This is a genomic window from Streptosporangium sp. OZ121, from assembly GCF_051918885.1.
In the GTDB taxonomy this organism is placed as follows: domain Bacteria; phylum Actinomycetota; class Actinomycetes; order Streptosporangiales; family Streptosporangiaceae; genus Streptosporangium.
On sequence record NZ_JBPXMC010000019.1, the window covers coordinates 117,723 to 133,897 of the forward strand.

The following is a 16,175-nucleotide window of genomic DNA, read 5'->3' on the forward strand; positions in this document are numbered from 1 at the left end:
GACGTCCGGCCGGTCCGGCCGGTCCGGCCGGTCCGGCCGTTCCCGCCGGTCCAGTCGGTTCGGCGGGTTCAGCCGGTCCCCAGGTCGCTTCCCGGCCGTGGTTCCCGATCGCAGGCGGTGAGCATGGCGGCGAGGCCGAGGAGCTTCACCCGCTCGCCCCGGTCGAGGGATCTGGCCAGGGCCTCCTCCGCCGCCTCGATGGACAGCCAGTGCTCGTAGGTGATCGGCGAGACTCCCCGGGCGGCGAGAAGGTCGTCCAGGTCCGCGCGGCGTACCGGATCGCGGCCGGCCAGGTCGGCGAGGAGGGTGCGGACCGTCTCCGCGGCGTCGGACTTGTTGGTGCCGATCACACCGGTGGGGCCCCGCTTGAGCCAGCCCGCCACGTACTCGCGGTCGCGGACCCGGCCGGCCTCGTTCGGCACGGTCATGCTGGTCTCGGAGAAGGGAACGCCGGGCAGCGGCACGCTCTGGTAGCCGACCGAGCGCAGCACCATGCCGGCCGGGAGGGTCTCGAACTCGCCGGTGCCGACGACCCGTCCGTCCACCAGCCGGGTGCGCTCCAGCCTGAGCGCCTCCACCCGATCCTCGCCGAGGATCTCCACCGGGCGCATCCAGAACCGCACGTCCAGCCGCCGGGGGCGGCCCACGGGGGCGCGGGTGGTCCAGCTCCGCAGGACCTCGACGTTCCCCCGGACCTGCCGGGACGCCGTCGTGACGTCCGCCACGCACTCCTCGGGCCGTACGCGCACGTCCGCGTTGGTCAGCTCGCCCAGCTCCCTGAGCTCCTTCAGCGTGAACTTGGCGTGCTCGGGGCCCCGGCGTCCGATCATGTGGATGGTCTTCACCTCGCTGGCGGCCAGCCTGGTCAGCACCTCCTCGGGCACGTCCGTGGCGCGCAGCTCCTCGGCGGTCTTGGCCAGGACGCGCACCACGTCGACCGCCACGTTGCCCACGCCGATCACCGCGACCTCGGGGCTGTCGAGGACGAAGCGGTCGGCGGGCATGTCGGGGTGGCCGCAGTACCAGTTGACGAAGTCGGTGGCGGCCACGCTGCCCGGCAGGTCCTCGCCGGGAATGCCCATCCGCCGGTCCACCATCGCGCCGGTGCAGTAGACCACGGCGTCGTAGCAGTCGAGCAGGTCGGCGACGTCGACGTCCTTGCCCAGCTCGACCCCACCGAGGAACCGCACCTGGGGAAGCTCCAGCACGCCGCGCAGGTAGCCCGCTATCGACTTGATCGAGGTGTGGTCGGGAGCCACCCCGTAACGCACCAGCCCGTACGGCGTCGGCAGGCGCTCCAGGACGTCCACCCTGAGCGGCACGGTGGCCTGTTTCGTCAGGGCCTCGGCGGTGTAGATCCCGGCGGGTCCTGACCCCACGATCGCGACTCGCAGTGACATGTCGCCTCCCCGGCGTTGGATGTCATGAACGCGATGCCCTGCTTGATTCTGTATCACCCCGGGGCAACCTGCCAGACTCACGCGCCGACATGATCGATTCACCCGCCGTTCCCGCCGGTGGGAACGGCGGGAACGTGATCCAAATGTCATTCGGCGTCGGCTTGATCATCACGTTCGCGACCTTCCTCGTTCATCGGGCGAGAGCAGGATCGCTGCTGCGTCACCGCCTGTGATCACTCCTGTGTACATGGCCGGTGTCGCGTTACCGCTTGTGATCACTCCTGCGTACGCAGGCGGTCCAGTTCCGTGACGAGAGGCCGACCGCACCATGCTCTCCCCGTACGCCGGCGCGCCCACGGACGCGTACGGCACCCCGCTGATCGACGCCACGGGCCTCGTCCCCGGAGCCCGCATCCTGATCAAGGACGAGAGCCGGTACGCCTCCGGCAGCCACAAGGAGCCGGCGGCCCGCGCGGTGGTGGCCCGCGCCGCCGCCGACGGGTACCGGCGCGTGGTGATCGCGACCTGCGGCAACTACGGTCGCGCGATGGCGATGGCGTGCCACGCCGCCGGTATGGCCTGCACGGTCGTCCTGCCGGAGGGCTGGAGCGACGGCGGCGCGTGGATGCGCGACGCGGGGGCCCACGTCGTCGCGGTGCGCGGCGGCTACGAGGAGGCGGTGGACGCGTCCCGCGGGCTGGCCGAGGAGGAGGACGCGGTCGACGGCAACGTGGACGGTCCGTACGTGGACGCGGTGTTCGAGGGACACGGCGTGGTGGTGGCCGCGTTGCGTGAGGCGCTCGACGCGCCGCTCGCGGCGTTGTGGATTCCGGTGGGCAACGGCACCACGACCATCGCCGTCCATCGCCGGATGCGAGCGCTCGGCTGGCCCGGCGTGATCAACGGCGTGTGCTCCGCCGGCAACAACCCGGTGGCGACCAGCTGGCCGGGTGAGTACCGGACGCTGCCGCCGGACGCCGTCACGACATCCGATCACAACCAGCCGCTGGTCAACTGGCATGCCCTGCAGGGGCCCGAGGCGATGGCGGCCATCGCCGACACCGGCGGCGAGGTGTTCGGAGTGGGGGACGAGGAGTTGATCGAGGCCAGGGCCGCGCTCGTCCCGTACGGCGCGAACCCCACCGCGGCCGGGGCCGTCGCCCTCGCCGGGTTGCTCGCGCACGCCCGCGTGACGGGCTCGCTGTCCGGAACCCACGTCGTGTTGCTCAGCGGACGTTGACCAGCCCCGACGACCGCACCTGATCGAGGAAATGATGACCGCAACCACCGAAGGCGGCCCCGCGCTGCTCTTCGCACGCACCAAGGTGAACCGGGACGACCAGCGGATCTTCGTCGCCAAGCTCGTCGCGCTGGCGGTGCTGACCTCCGCGGGGACGGTCCTCGCGCTGCGCCCGGAGCCGCCGTTGACCGTCCTCGGCGTGGTGATCCTCGCCGCCGCGTACACGCACGCCGTCGAGTTGCAGCACCAGTGCCTGCACCACTCGGCGTTCCGCGGGTCCTGGCCGCACCGGCTGACGGGCGTCCCGCTGGGCATCCCCCTGTTCGTCGTCTACAGCCACTACCGTCTGCGTCACCTGCAACATCATCGTCATCTCGGGACTCCCCAGGACACCGAGTTCTTCGGCTTCGACACGCGGACCCCGCTGACCGTGTCGCACCTGGTACGCGGGCTGTTCGACTACCGGCGGCTCGGCACGGTCCTGTGGGAGGTCGCGCTAGCCGCCACGGGACGCTGGACGTACGGGTTCGGGCCGGTCAGTCCCACCATGCGCCGCCGCATCGTCGTCGATCACCTCGTCATGGGCGGTGCCGTCCTGGTCGCGCTCTGCGTCACCGTGGCCGGGTACGGCGAGTACCCGCTGCGACTGTGGGTGCTGCCGCTCCTCCTCGCCGTTCCGATGCACTTCCTCGTGGAACTGCCCGAGCACATCCTCTGCGACACCGAGAGCACCGACGTGCTGCGCAACACCCGGTCCATCAGGGGAAGCCGGCTGAGCACCTGGTTCACCAACGGCAACAACCTGCACATCGAGCACCACGCCGCGATGAGCGTGCCGATCAACCGGCTACCCCGGCGGCACGAGGAGACCCGGCTCCACGCCGTCCACGTCGAGCGCACCTACCTGGACTTCTACCGCACCCTCTGGGCGGCCCTGCGCAGGCGGGAGGGCAAGGCATGAGTGACGTGCGCACCGCCGGCCCGACGGCGGCGGAACGACCCTCCGATCTCGCCACCGCGTCGCAGGGCCCGCCCTTCGACGTGCTCGCCGCCATCGGGGAACAGGCGCGCAGGGCGCCCGACGCGCCGGCGCTGATCGACGCGACCGGCCAGGCGACGTACGCGGAACTGGTCGCCGAGGTGGACCGCATGGCCGGCGCGCTGGCCGGCTCCGGGGTCGAACCCGGCGATCTGGTCGGGCTGTGCCTGCCACGCGGACGAGCGGCGGTGACCGCGATGCTGGCGGTGCTGCGCGCCGGTGCCGGCTACGTGCCGCTCGATCCCGGCTATCCGGCGGCGCGGCTGGCCCTGATGCTGGAGGACACCCGGCCCCGGGTCGTGCTGGTGCCGATGGACGCCGATCCGCCCCTGCCCGCCGGCACGCCGGTGCTGCGCCTGGGAGAGGCGGGCCCGGCCACCGCCCCGCCGCCGGTCGACGCAGCTTCCCCGGACGACACCGCCTACGTCATCTTCACCTCCGGCTCCACCGGTCGTCCCAAGGGCGTCGTGGTGCCCCGGCGCGGCTGGTCGCACTTCTGCCGGGCCGCCCGGGACGAGTACGGCATCACGCGGGACGACCGCGTGCTCCAGTTCGCCTCGCTCAGCTTCGACGCGAGCGTTCAGGAGATCTTTCCCGCGCTGACCGCGGGCGCGGCCGTCCTCGTACGCGACGACGACATGATCAGCCGGCCCGACCTGTTCCTGGACGGCTGTGCCGACCTGGGCGTCACCGTGCTCCCCCTGGCAACGGCGTACTGGAGGGAGCTCGTCTCCTCGATCGACAGGGGAGAGGCGGCGCTGCCGGCGAGCGTTCGCATGGTGATCATCGGCGGGGAGGCCGCACACGCGCGGACCGTCGGGCGCTGGCACGCGCGCGTCCGCCGGCACGTGCGGCTGCTCAACACCTACGGCCCGACCGAGGCGATCGTCACGGCGACCGCCGCCGATCTGACGTCCTGGCGCGGCGACGACCCGGTGCCGATCGGCTTCCCGCTGCCGGGGGTGACCTGCCGGGTCGTCACGCCGCACGGCGCCGAGGCCGCCGACGGCCGGCCGGGCGAGCTGTACATCGGCGGCGCCGCCCTGGCCACCGGCTACCTGCACCGGCCCGAGCTGACCGCGGAGCGGTTCGTCTCCGGGCCGGGAGGGGCGCCCGAGTACCGCACCGGCGACCGCGTGCGACGGCTTCCCGACGGGACGCTGGAGTATCTGGGCCGGTTCGACCGGCAGGTGAAGATCCGCGGCTTCCGGGTGGAGCCCGCCGAGGTGGAGGCCGCGCTGCGCGGGATTCCCGGCATCGCCGACGCGGTGGTGCTGGTCGACGAGAGCGACGGGCAGGCGCGGCTGGCAGGCCACCTGGTCGCGGACGCCGGCGGCCCGGACGCGGCCGAGGTGCGGCGGCGCCTGCGTGAGGAGGTGCCGCACTATCTCGTGCCGGCCGTGATCTCCCTGCACGCCTCCTTCCCCCTCAACGTCCAGGGGAAGGTCGACAGGGCCGCGCTGGCGGCCGTACCGCTCGCCTCCGACGGCGTGGCGGGCCGGGAGGCCGGTCCGCGGGACACGGTCGAGGCGCGCGTCCGCGCACTGTGGGAGAGCCTGCTCGGCGTCACCGGCGTCGGTCCCGCCGAGGACTTCTTCGCGCTCGGAGCCGACTCGCTCCACGCCATCCGCATGATCAGCAGGCTTCGCCACGAGTACGGGGCGGAGCTGGCGCTCAGCGAGCTGTACGCCGCCCCGACGTTCGCCGAGGTGGTGGCCGCGGTCCGTGCGGCCGAGGTGCCGCGGGATCCCCGCGCCGCCTTGGACACGCCGGAGCGGGGATCGGCCGAGGGCACTCGGGTGCTGCCGCTCACGGGGCTGCAGCGGACGTTCTGGATGACCGAGCAGTTGAGCGCCGAGCTGCCGGCGTACACCCTCGGCATCCGGTACGGATGGGACGGCGCGGCACGGGCGGACCTGATCGAGGCGTGCCTGGCGGAGCTGGTCCGCCGGCACCCCGCGCTGCGGGCCCGCTTCCCGTTCCAGGACGGGGAACCCGTCATGGTCGTCGACCCCACGGGCACCGTGCCCCTGACGGAGATCGACCTGCGGGACCTGCCGCGGGAGGAGCGGGCGCCGGGCGCCGAGCGGGTGCGCCGCCAGGCCGTGCGGGAGCCGATGGACCTCGCGGAGGGCCCGCCGGCCCGCATGCTGCTGCTGCGAACCGGCGGCGACGACGAACTGTTCCTCGTCGTCCACCACCTCTGCTTCGACGGCTGGTCGGCCGGCGTGCTCGCGGACGAGCTGGCGGAGCTGTACCTCGACCTGGCGGAAGGCCGCGAGCCGGTCGAGACCCCGCCGGACAGGCTGCCGGAGCTCGGTCTCCGCAAGGAGTCGAGGGCCGCCGACACCTCGCTCGCCGCCTACTGGCAGGACCGGTTCGCCGACGCCGACCTGGACATGGAGCTCCCGGCGGACCGGCCGGCCCCCGCCGTGCGGTCCTTCGCGGCCGAGCGGATCTCCCGCGAGCTCTCGCCCGATCTGCTCGACCGGCTCCGCTCCTGCGGGCGGGAACACCACGCCAGCCTCTTCATGGTGCTGCTGGCCGGAGTGCAGGCCGTGATCGGCAGGTACACCGGGCGCGGTGACGTGACGGTGCTGGCACCGGTCGCCGGGCGCGACGACGTCGACCTGGAGAACCTGGTGGGCGCCGCCCTCAACATCCTGCCGCTGCGCGGTGACGTCGCAGGAGATCCCACCTTCGCCGACCTGCTCTCCCGCGTCACGGAGTCCGTCGTACGGGACCTGGAGCACCAGGACCTGCCGCTGCCGGACATCATGGCGGCGATCGGCGAGGCGCGGGCGGGCACCACCCGGGCGGGCAAGGTCAACCGGCTCAGCGGAGTCAGCGTGACCGTGCACAACACCCCCGCCCCGCGCCGCCCGCTCATGAGGTACGCCGGTGACGAGCCGCCGGCCGCGATGATGGTGGATCTCGCGTTCGGCCTGCACTTCCCGCTGGACGGCCCGGTCCTCACCGTCGACTACGCCACCGAGCTCTTCGACGCCGAACGCGTCGACGCCCTGGTCGACCACCTGCTCACCCTGCTCCGGGCGGCGGCCGAGGCGCCGGCCACGCCGGTGAGCCGGCTGCCCCTGCTCACCCCCGTCGAGCGGCACCGGATCCTGCGGGAGTGGAACGACGGCGCGATCCGGTCGCCGGCGGCGGACACCGTTCACGAGCTGTTCGAGCGATGCGCGGCGTCGGCCCCCGGCGCACCGGCGCTCACCTGCGGCCCGGAGACCGTGAGCTACCGGGAGCTGAACGAGCGAGCGAACCGGCTCGCGCGGACGCTGCGCCGGCACGGAGTGCGCCCCGGTGTACGCGTGGCGATCTGTCTTGACCGGGGCATCGAACTCTTCGCCGCGATGTGGGCCGTGCTCAAGGCGGGCGGCGCGTACGTCCCCCTCGACCCCGCCTACCCGACGGACCGGCTCGCCTACATGGTGGAGGACAGCGGCGCGACCGCGCTCGTCACCAGGATCGACCTGCCCGCCGCGCCCTCGCCGCAGGGCGTGGCGGTCGTCGCCCTGGACCGGGAGGCGGAGCGGATCCTCGCCGAGAGCGGCGAGGATCCGGAGGCGGCGGCGGGACCGGCCGACCCCGCCTACGTCATCTACACCTCCGGTTCCACGGGCCGGCCCAAGGGAGTGGTCGTCACCCACGCCAACCTCGTCCACGCGGTGGCCATGTGGCAGGACGCCTACGCCCTCGAGCCGGGCTGGACGTACCAGCAGGCCGCCAGTTTCTCCTTCGACATGTTCGTGGGCGAGACGCTGCGCGCGCTGTGCACCGGCGGCAGGCTCGTGGTCGTGCCGCGCGAGGTGCTGCTCGACCCGGCGGAGCTGTACGCGCTGATGCGCAGGGAGCGGGTCGACTCCACGGAGCTGGTGCCCGCCGTGCTGCGGAACCTGCTCGCACACGTCGAGGCGGCCGGGGAGAGCCTGGACTTCGTCCGGCTGCTGATCGGCGGGGGTGAGAAGTGGCAGGTGCGGGAGTACCGGCAGGCGCGGCGGCTGGTGGGTCCCGGCAACCGGGTGGTGAACGCCTACGGCGTGACCGAGGTGACGGTGGACAACGTCTACTTCGACGGCGACACCGCCGGCCTCTCGCCCGACGCGCCGCTGCCGATCGGCCGGCCGTTCCCCGGCAACCGCGTCTACATCCTGGACGCGCACGGCAGGCCCCTCCCTCCCGGCGTGGTCGGCGAGTTGTATCTCGGCGGAGCGGGCGTCGCCCTCGGCTACCACGAGCGGCCCGAACTGACCGCCGAGCGGTTCGTCCCCGACCCGTTCGGCGACGAACCGGAAGCCCGGATGTACCGGACCGGGGACAGCGCCCGCTACCACCGGGACGGGAACGTCGACTTCCTCGGCCGCCTGGACGACCAGGTCAAGGTCAACGGCTACCGGATCGAGCTGGGCGAGGTGGAGACCGCACTCGCCGGGCTGCCGGAGGTGCTCGCCTCCGCCGCCGCGGTGCACCCGCTGCCCTCGGGGATCGCCCAGCTCGTGGGTTACGTGGTGCCGCGGCCGGGGGGTGAGGTCACCGAGGCCGGGATCCGCGAGACCCTGTCCGCGAGCCTGCCGGTCCACATGGTGCCCACCCGGCTGGTCGTGCTGCCCCGGTTGCCCCTCACTCCCAACGGCAAACTCGACCGGCGGGCGCTGCCGGCGCCGCCGGTCTCGGAGACGACCTCCGCCGGCACCGCCCCGAGGACGGCCACCGAGCGTCGCGTCGCGGCCATCTGGTCGGAGACGCTGGGCATCGACGATTTCGGCATCGACGACTCCTTCTTCTCCCTGGGGGGCGACTCGTTCAGCGCGCTGCGGCTCGTCCGGCGCGTCGACCCCTCCCTGGCACTGGTGGAGCTGTACCGGCAGCCCACCGTACGCGGCCTCGCGGCCCTGCTCGACGAGCGGCCGGCGGAGCCCGACGCGGGACCGCGGCGACTGCTGCACCGGTTGACCTCGTCCGACGCCGATCAGGCGGCGGGTGGTGTGACGGTGGTGGCGATCCCTTACTCCGGCGGGAGCGCGATCTCCTACCGGCCTCTGGCGGAGGCGCTTCCCGCTCACTGGTCCCTCTACGCGGTCGAACTTCCCGGCCACGACCAGAGCCGGCCGGACGAGCCCCTGCTGCCGGCCGCCGAGGTGGCCGAACTCATGCTCGGCGAGCTCCGGTCGCTGTCCGGACCGGTGCTGCTGTACGGTCACTGCCTCGGCAGCGCTATCACGATCGAGGCCGCCCGGCGGGCCGAGGAGGCCGGCGTCGAGGTGGTCGGTGTCGGTCTCGGCGCGAGCTTCCCCACCGCCCGGCTGCCCGGACGGTTCTTCGACTGGTTCCACAGACTGGTCCCGACCGACCGGTTCACCTCCGACCGGGAGTACGCCTCCTTCCTCCGTGCGCGTGGCGGCTTCACCGATCTGGACGGCCCCGAGCAGGAACAGTTCGTGCTGCGCAACGTCCGGCACGACGCCCGGGACGCCGAGGAGTACTTCACCGCCGCCTACCGGGGTGCCGGGCAGGCGCGGCTGCGGGCACCGGTGCTCAGTGTCGTCGGCTCCCGGGATCGCGTCACGGAGCTGTACGAGGAACGCCACCACGAGTGGCGGCACTTCGCCGACGCCGTCGAGCTGGCGGTGCTGCCCCGGGCCGGCCACTTCTTCGTGAAGACCCACGCGGAGCCGCTGGCCCGGGCCCTGGTCGAGCACGCCGAACGCCGACCGGGCGAGGACGCGCCGCGGCGGGAGGTCCGGCGGGAGCCGGTGGATCCGCCACCGGTCCGCGGCCGCGTACCCCGTCGAACGGCGCCCGGCCTGTCCCGGTTCGCGCTGGTGGCGCTCGGCCAGTTCGTCTCGATGATCGGCAGCAGCCTCAGCACGCTCGTCCTGAGCATCTGGGTCTACCAGCAAACCGGCTCACTCACGGAGTTCACGCTGATCAACGCGATCGGCATCCTGCCGGGAATCGTCGCCGGGCCGGTGGCGGGTGCGGTGGCCGACCGATGGGATCGCCGGCGCGTCATGCTGATCAGCGACTCCGCGGCGGCCCTGGCGATGGGAGTCCTCGGCCTGCTGGTGTTCGCCGACGGACTACGGATGTGGCACATCTACCTCGTCGTGTCGGTCGCCTCGGTCGCCGGCGCCTTCCAGCGTCCGGCCTACGTGGCCGCGGTGGCGCAGCTGGTGCCGAAACGCTATCTGGGCCACGCCAACGGGATCACCCATCTCGGCATGGGCCTGGGAACGGTGATCGCACCGATGATCGGCGCGGGCCTGATCGGGGTCATCGGCATCGAGGGCGTCGTCGCGCTGGACGTGCTCAGCTTCCTGGTGGGGGCCTCGACCCTGCTCGCGGTCCGGTTCCCCGACATGCTCTTCCGCCACCGCGACGAGAGCTTCCTCAAGGAGATCACGAACGGCTGGCGTTACATCGCCCGGCGACCGCCCCTGCTCCGCGCCATGCGGTTCTTCGTCGTCCACCACGTCCTTTACATGATCGGCTTCTCCGTCATCGTCCCGATGCTGCTGACCGAGCAGTCCACCGGGATGCTCGGCGTGACGCTGGCGGCGGGCGGTCTGGGAGCCCTGTGCGGCAGCCTGGTCATGGGCCTGTGGGGCGGCACTCCCCGCAGGGCCACCGGACTGATCCTCGCCCTGGGCGTGTCCGGCGTGGGAATGTTCGTCACCGGCATCGAGAACCCGTACCTCCCCGCGATCGGCCTGTTCACCATCTGGTTCTGTGACTCGATCGCCGAAGGACACTGGCTGGCGCTGGTACAGGCGAAGGTCGGCCTGGAACTGCAGGGCCGGGTGCTGTCCCTCTTCATGATGACGATGATGATGACGATGCCGCTCGGTTACCTGGTCATGGGGCCCCTGGCCGAGCGTCACGTCCAGCCGCTGCTCGAACCCGGTGGAGCCCTCGCCGCCACGGTCGGCTCCGTGATCGGCACCGGGCCGGGCCGTGGCCTGGCGCTGCTGGTCGTCCTCAGCGGCCTGCTGCAACTGGTCTGGGTGATCCTCGGTTGGCGTGACCGCCGGCTGCGCTTCATGGAGGGACAACTGCCGGACGCCGTGCCGCCCGCGGATCTCGGCGATCTGGACGACCTGCAGCGGGAGGCCGACGCCCGGTTCGCCGCCCGGCCGGTGCGTGCCGCCTCCTCGGCCCGCGTCGGCGACGGCCGGTCGGCCCGCCCCGGGGCGTGAGTCCGAGTACCGGATCAGCACTTGCGGGGACAAGCCCGGCGGATCACAGTTGATTCTCGTGAGTTCAGGAGCGGAGAAGCGCCGCAAAGCGAATGCCCGGCGTCCGAAGGACAGTCCGCTTCAGGACGCGAGAGGACCGCGCCGGACAGGACGCGCTCCCGGCTCCTCCGGCTCCCCGGGTGCTCCCGGTGCTCCCGGCGTCCCCGGCATGCCCGGGACGTCCGGTGAGGACCGGCCTTCGTGCGGGCTGCGGTACGAGGCGTTCGGGCGGGTGATGGCCGCGCTCGCCGGGGAGTCGGAACTCATGGAGTCCTGCCGTGACCTGACCTGGTGGCGCGGGGCCGACCACGGCTGGCACATCGAGTGGCGAGACGGCCCGGGCGCGGCCGACATCGCCGCCGTCCTGGCCAGGCATGTCCGCGATCCGGGCTGTCCCGGCGCGCTGGTCACCCGCTCCGGTCCCGCCACGGCGGGTGACGCCACCCTGGACGTCATGGGCGTCCCGTTCGTCCTGCGCGCCGTCGACCCCGTGCACCGCGAGCGCTTCCGCGGCAGGGCCGGTCTGCGCCGCCTCGGCGAGGCGCTCGACACCACCCGCAGGACCACCTCCCGCCACCCCTGGGAGATCCTTCTCGGCGGCTGACGCCCCGGAGCGGCCGGGCCGCCGGCGTCGCCTCGCGAGGGTCGCCGCCCCGGGCGGCGGGCGAGGCTCGCTCATCCGGGCGGCCGCCGGTACGGCGAACCGGCCGCGGGCGTCCGGACGCCCGGCGAGAAAGGGGCGGACGGCGTCGCGGAGATCCGGCCGCCCCCGGAGAAGGCGCTGAGAAGGATCACGGCAACGGCTTGGTCAAGTGCTCGTCCACTTCATCGTTATCAAGCGCTCGCTTGCTTTGTAAACTTGACGTGTTCGAGATGTTTTCCCAGGTCAGATACACTGCTGATAGCCACTAGCAAATGTGATCGGGGGATCAGTGGCTTTGGTAGAACGTAATTACACGCTTGACTTCGTCGCCGGAGACCGCCGAGATCGCGCCATTCTCCGGCACATGGTCCTCTCCCTTTTCGTGGGGATGCTGCTCGGAGGCGTCGGCGCGCTGCTGGCCTACGGGCCCGAGCTGCTGTACGCGCTTTACAATCCGTACGCCTACCTCCTCTTCGTCGTCGTCATGGGGCGGACGGCGGCCGGCTTCGGCTGGGCGGTCCTCTCCAGCATGCTGGCCGCGCTCGGCCCGATCCTCTCGCTGCTGGTCGCCACGATCTTCGAGAAGAACGCCTGGCTCCTGAGCCTCGGCGGCGACGGCGCCTCGATGAACCTCCTGATCGCGAACCTCGTCGCCGTCGGCGTCCTCTCCTACCTCGCCAAGCGCTACGACCGCTGGGGGGACATCGCGGCCGGGGGCGCGGCCGGGCTGGCCCTGTTCGACGGGATCGACAAGGCGATGCCCGGCGGGCCCGAGCACGTCTCCGGTTTCTGGCCGTGGGGCGTCGCGGTGGTGATCGCGATCGTGCTGGGGACGCTGATCTCGCTGGGACGCGGGTGCGACCGGGCCTGCTCCGCGCTGATCGCGCTGGTCCTCGGGGCCTCGTACTTCGTCTTCCTCACCGGGATCTGAGCCCTCACCCCCGGGCCCGGAAGCGGTCGACCACCGACAATCGGCTTGCGAGACTCGATAGCCTGTAAGGCATCGAACCTCGTCAACTAGGAGTAGCCGTGCTGCTGCGCATGTCGTCGCTGTTTCTTCGAACACTGAGGGACGACCCGGCAGATGCGGAAGTCCCGAGCCACAAACTGCTCGTCCGCGCCGGTTACGTCCGCCGTGTCGCCCCCGGCGTCTACTCCTGGCTGCCGCTCGGCAAGACGGTCCTGGAGAACGTCACGCGCGTCGTGCGCGAGGAGATGAACCGGATGGGCGGCCAGGAGGTGCTCTTCCCCGCCCTGCTGCCCCGCGAGTACTACGAGGCGACCGGCCGCTGGACCGAGTACGGCGACACGCTCTTCCGCCTCAAGGACCGCAAGGGGGCCGACTACCTGCTCGGTCCCACCCACGAGGAGATGTTCACCGACATGGTCAAGGGGGAGTACGCCTCCTACAAGGACTATCCGGTGACCCTCTACCAGATCCAGACCAAGTATCGTGACGAGGCCCGTCCCCGGGCCGGCATCCTGCGCGGGCGCGAGTTCATCATGAAGGACTCCTACTCCTTCGACCTCGACGACGACGGCCTCAAGCGCTCCTACGAGCGCCACCGCGAGACCTACATCAAGACCTTCGACCGGCTCGGCATCACGTACAAGATCTGCTTCGCCACGTCGGGCGCGATGGGCGGCTCGGCCTCCGAGGAGTTCCTCGCCCCCGCGGAAACCGGCGAGGACACCTTCGTGGCCTGCCACAACTGCGGCTACGCGGCCAACGCGGAGGCCGTCGTCACCACCGCGCCGGCCGCGATCACCGGCGAGCGGCCCGCGATGCGAGTGCTCGACACCCCCGGCACCCCGACCATCGAGACACTGGTCGACCACCTCAACGAGCACCACGGCCTCGGTATCACCGCCGCCCAGACGCTCAAGAACATCGTGGTCAAGGTGACCGTCCCCGGCTCGGGCAAGACCGAGACCGTGATCATCGGCGTGCCCGGCGACCGCGAGGTCGACTTCAAGCGGCTGGAGGCCTCCCTCGCCCCCGGCGAGCCCGCCATCTTCGAGGCCGAGGACTTCGCGAAGCACCCCGGCCTGGTCCGCGGCTACATCGGTCCCCAGGTCCTCAAGGACCTCGGCATCCGCTACCTCGTCGACCCCCGCGTGGTCGACGGCAGCGCCTGGGTGACCGGCGCCAACGAGCCCGGCAAGCACGCCGCGGACGTCGTCGCCGGCCGTGACTTCGCCGCCGACGGCACCATCGAGGCCGCCGAGGTCCGCGCGGGCGACGCCTGCCCGGTCTGCGGCTCCGGCCTGTCCATCGACCGCGGCATCGAGATCGGCCACATCTTCCAGCTCGGCCGCAAGTACGCCGACGCAGCGAAACTCGACGCCCTCGGCCCCGACGGCAAGCCGGTCCGCGTCACCATGGGCTCCTACGGCATCGGGGTCTCCCGGGCCGTGGCGGTGCTGGCCGAGCAGAGGCACGACGAGCTCGGGCTGGTATGGCCCCGCGAGGTCGCCCCCGCCGACGTCCACATCGTGGGCACCGGCAAGGACGGCCAGGTCGAGGCCGCCACCCGGATCGCCGAGGAGCTGGAGGGCCACGGGCTGCGCGTCCTGGTGGACGACCGCCCCGGCGTCTCGCCGGGAGTGAAGTTCAAGGACGCGGAGCTGCTCGGCATGCCGACGATCCTGATCGTCGGCAGGGGGCTCACCCAGGGCGTCGCGGAGCTGCGCGACCGCGCCACCGGCGCCAAGGAGGAGATCCCGCTCGCCGAGGCCGTGGAGCGCGTCGTGGCGGCCTGCCGGGAATGACCTCGCGGCCGTCGCGGCCCCGGCGACCGGCGGACGCCGGCGAGCGGTCCACCCCCGAGATCCGCTCCTGAAAGGCGGGTCACCCGGAACGCGAGAGAGCGGCCCACCCCTTGGGAAAGGGGTGGGCCGCTCTCTCAGGTATATGCAGGTATATGGCCCCGCGTCAGTAGTGGTAGTGCCGGTGACGCCGGGAGCTCCGGCCGATCGCCTTGCCCACGTGGAACCCGCCCGGCAGGTTGACGGTCACGTACTTGCGGCCGTCAGGAGTTCTGCTGACGTGGAATCGGCGGTTGCCGAAGCTGTGGCCGACCCCTCGCGGGGACAGGTCGATCCTGAAGGGACCGACTTTGATCGACTTCCTGTATCCCCAGCCCATTGCCTTCTCCCCGGACTCCCCGAAATCTCGCGTCGTGTCATGAGAACGAGCGGCGTTCGCGAACGGTTCCCGGGTAATGCCCATCAGCGACGGCTGCCGTTACCGCTGAGCGTCTTGCGCCAGTGGAAACCGCCGGGAAGGTTGACGCTCAGAGTGCGGCGCCCGTCGGCCGTCTTGGTGACCCTGAAGGCGCGGTTTCCCCAGCTGTGGCCCACTCCACTCCGCGAAAGGTTAAGACGGAACGGACCGAACTTCATGGATTTCCGGTATCCCCAGCCCATTGCTTCCTCCTTAGGCGTATTTCGCGAGATTCAGCTACCCGGCAGACGTGGTGCAAACATGTTTGAAAGCGGGTTCGGATCACGGTTCGCGAATCCGGGGCCTCCGGCCAGAGATCGTTTTCCAGGCTGACCAGTCCGGTTCCGGCCTTTCCGCCGGGCGGCGGTCACCCGGGAAAAACGGCGGGAAACGTCACCGGGGCGGGGTCACCGTGGGGGTGGCGGCGGGTTCGGGCGCAGTCCGGGGCGGCATGCCGGGGAAGGCCTCGATCTCGGGGCGCAGGCCGTAGGAGCGGACGGCGCACTCCTGCATGGCCAGCGCGGCCATCCTGCGCAGGGCCGGGTCCGGGGACGCCGCCAGCTCCAGGTAGGCGCCGGTCACCCCCCGCTCGACCAGCACGGCCAGCTCCACCGCCTGCGCCGCGCTCGACGGCGTGACCGGGAGCTCGTAGACCGCCTTCGGCTCGGCGGGCGTGCCGCCCGCGGCGATGGTCATGGTGCGGAGCTGGTCGCGGCGGGCGCGGTGGGCGTTGTAGGTGGTCGTCATCGCCACGCGGAGCCTGCCCGTTGTCCTGGCCGCGAGGACCCCGTAGGCGTACACGGCGGCGTGCTCGGCCGCCAGCGCCGCGCCGAGCCCCTGATCGGCCCTGACCCCGGCACCCCGGGCGCCTCTCACAGCGACCTCGACAGGGCCACGGCGTGCGCGGCCTCGCAGGCGCCGATGGAGGCGAGCAACTGGGCGAGCGGGGGCGAGACCCCCTCGATCTGGCGGGTACGCAGCGCCGCGGCCCTGCGCTCCAGGTCCCGCAGGGTCCGTACCGAGGGGCTGCCGCCCTGGGCCGCGCTCCCGGAGGGCGAAGGGGTGGGCGCCGGGGTCGCGGACGTGGCGGCCGGAGCGGGCGGGAGACGGCGGCGGAGCTCGGCCAGATGGGCCTCGTGCCGCTGCCTGAAGGGCTCCAGCCGGGCCGAGGCCGCCGAGGCGTACAGGGCGACGGTCCGCTCCTTGCCCGCGATCAGCTCACGCAGGAGCAGGGTCTCGGGGTCGGGCGGCGCGGCCGCGGGAGGCACCCGCTCCTCGGCGGCGCATCCCGTGACCGTCACGGCCGCGACCCCGAGAGCGCCGCCCCGCAGCAGGGCGCGCCGGGAGACGGAACGCACGACGACCTCCGGTTCTGTG

At 72.0% G+C, this 16,175-nt stretch carries 11 protein-coding genes; 6 read left to right on the plus strand and 5 right to left on the minus strand.

The window, feature by feature from the left end:
* Window positions 1–68: 68 nt before the first annotated feature.
* A complete protein-coding gene (locus ACTOQ1_RS28800) occupies window positions 69–1,400 on the minus strand; it encodes an FAD-dependent oxidoreductase (protein ID WP_440071109.1) in 1,332 nt (443 codons plus the stop codon).
* A 328-nt stretch (window positions 1,401–1,728) separates the two neighbouring features.
* On the opposite strand from ACTOQ1_RS28800, the gene ACTOQ1_RS28805 reads away from it, so the two are divergent.
* The 6 genes from ACTOQ1_RS28805 (at window position 1,729) to ACTOQ1_RS28830 (ending at window position 14,344) form a co-directional block, all read left to right on the plus strand.
* Complete coding sequence (locus tag ACTOQ1_RS28805) at window positions 1,729–2,640, plus strand: pyridoxal-phosphate dependent enzyme (protein WP_440071110.1); 912 nt, start codon at window positions 1,729–1,731, stop codon at window positions 2,638–2,640.
* Between the two features lie 34 nt (window positions 2,641–2,674).
* On the plus strand, window positions 2,675–3,601 hold the full coding sequence (locus tag ACTOQ1_RS28810) for a fatty acid desaturase family protein (RefSeq protein WP_440071111.1): 927 nt from the start codon (window positions 2,675–2,677) through the stop codon (window positions 3,599–3,601).
* Window positions 3,598–10,890, plus strand: a complete 7,293-nt coding sequence (locus ACTOQ1_RS28815; RefSeq protein ID WP_440071113.1) for an amino acid adenylation domain-containing protein — start codon at window positions 3,598–3,600, stop codon at window positions 10,888–10,890. Before ACTOQ1_RS28810 ends, ACTOQ1_RS28815 begins: the two co-directional genes overlap by 4 nt.
* Before the next feature lie 208 nt (window positions 10,891–11,098).
* Window positions 11,099–11,533: a hypothetical protein gene (locus ACTOQ1_RS28820; RefSeq protein WP_362677649.1), complete on the plus strand. Its 435-nt coding sequence runs from the start codon at window positions 11,099–11,101 to the stop codon at window positions 11,531–11,533.
* 403 nt (window positions 11,534–11,936) lie between these two features.
* Entirely contained in the window at window positions 11,937–12,503 is a 567-nt protein-coding gene (locus ACTOQ1_RS28825) for a hypothetical protein (protein WP_440071114.1), read from the plus strand.
* A gap of 98 nt (window positions 12,504–12,601) precedes the next feature.
* Window positions 12,602–14,344 carry a proline--tRNA ligase gene (locus ACTOQ1_RS28830; protein WP_440071115.1) on the plus strand — a complete coding sequence of 581 codons (1,743 nt, stop codon included), beginning with the start codon at window positions 12,602–12,604 and terminating at the stop codon, window positions 14,342–14,344.
* 163 nt (window positions 14,345–14,507) lie between these two features.
* Here the strand turns inward: ACTOQ1_RS28830 and ACTOQ1_RS28835 are convergent, their stop codons facing one another.
* From ACTOQ1_RS28835 to ACTOQ1_RS28850, 4 genes are all read right to left on the minus strand, one after another.
* Complete coding sequence (locus ACTOQ1_RS28835; RefSeq protein ID WP_440071116.1) at window positions 14,508–14,720, minus strand: DUF4236 domain-containing protein; 213 nt, start codon at window positions 14,718–14,720, stop codon at window positions 14,508–14,510.
* A gap of 83 nt (window positions 14,721–14,803) precedes the next feature.
* Window positions 14,804–15,001, minus strand: a complete 198-nt coding sequence (locus tag ACTOQ1_RS28840) for a DUF4236 domain-containing protein (RefSeq protein ID WP_329091724.1) — start codon at window positions 14,999–15,001, stop codon at window positions 14,804–14,806.
* Between the two features lie 190 nt (window positions 15,002–15,191).
* Window positions 15,192–15,674 (minus strand): ferritin-like domain-containing protein, encoded by a 483-nt coding sequence (locus tag ACTOQ1_RS28845; RefSeq protein WP_440071117.1) that lies wholly within the window; start codon window positions 15,672–15,674, stop codon window positions 15,192–15,194.
* The gene (locus tag ACTOQ1_RS28850; protein WP_440071118.1) at window positions 15,671–16,156 is read right to left on the minus strand and encodes a hypothetical protein; all 486 of its coding nucleotides are present in this window, start codon (window positions 16,154–16,156) and stop codon (window positions 15,671–15,673) included. Before ACTOQ1_RS28850 ends, ACTOQ1_RS28845 begins: the two co-directional genes overlap by 4 nt.
* Window positions 16,157–16,175 lie beyond the last annotated feature (19 nt).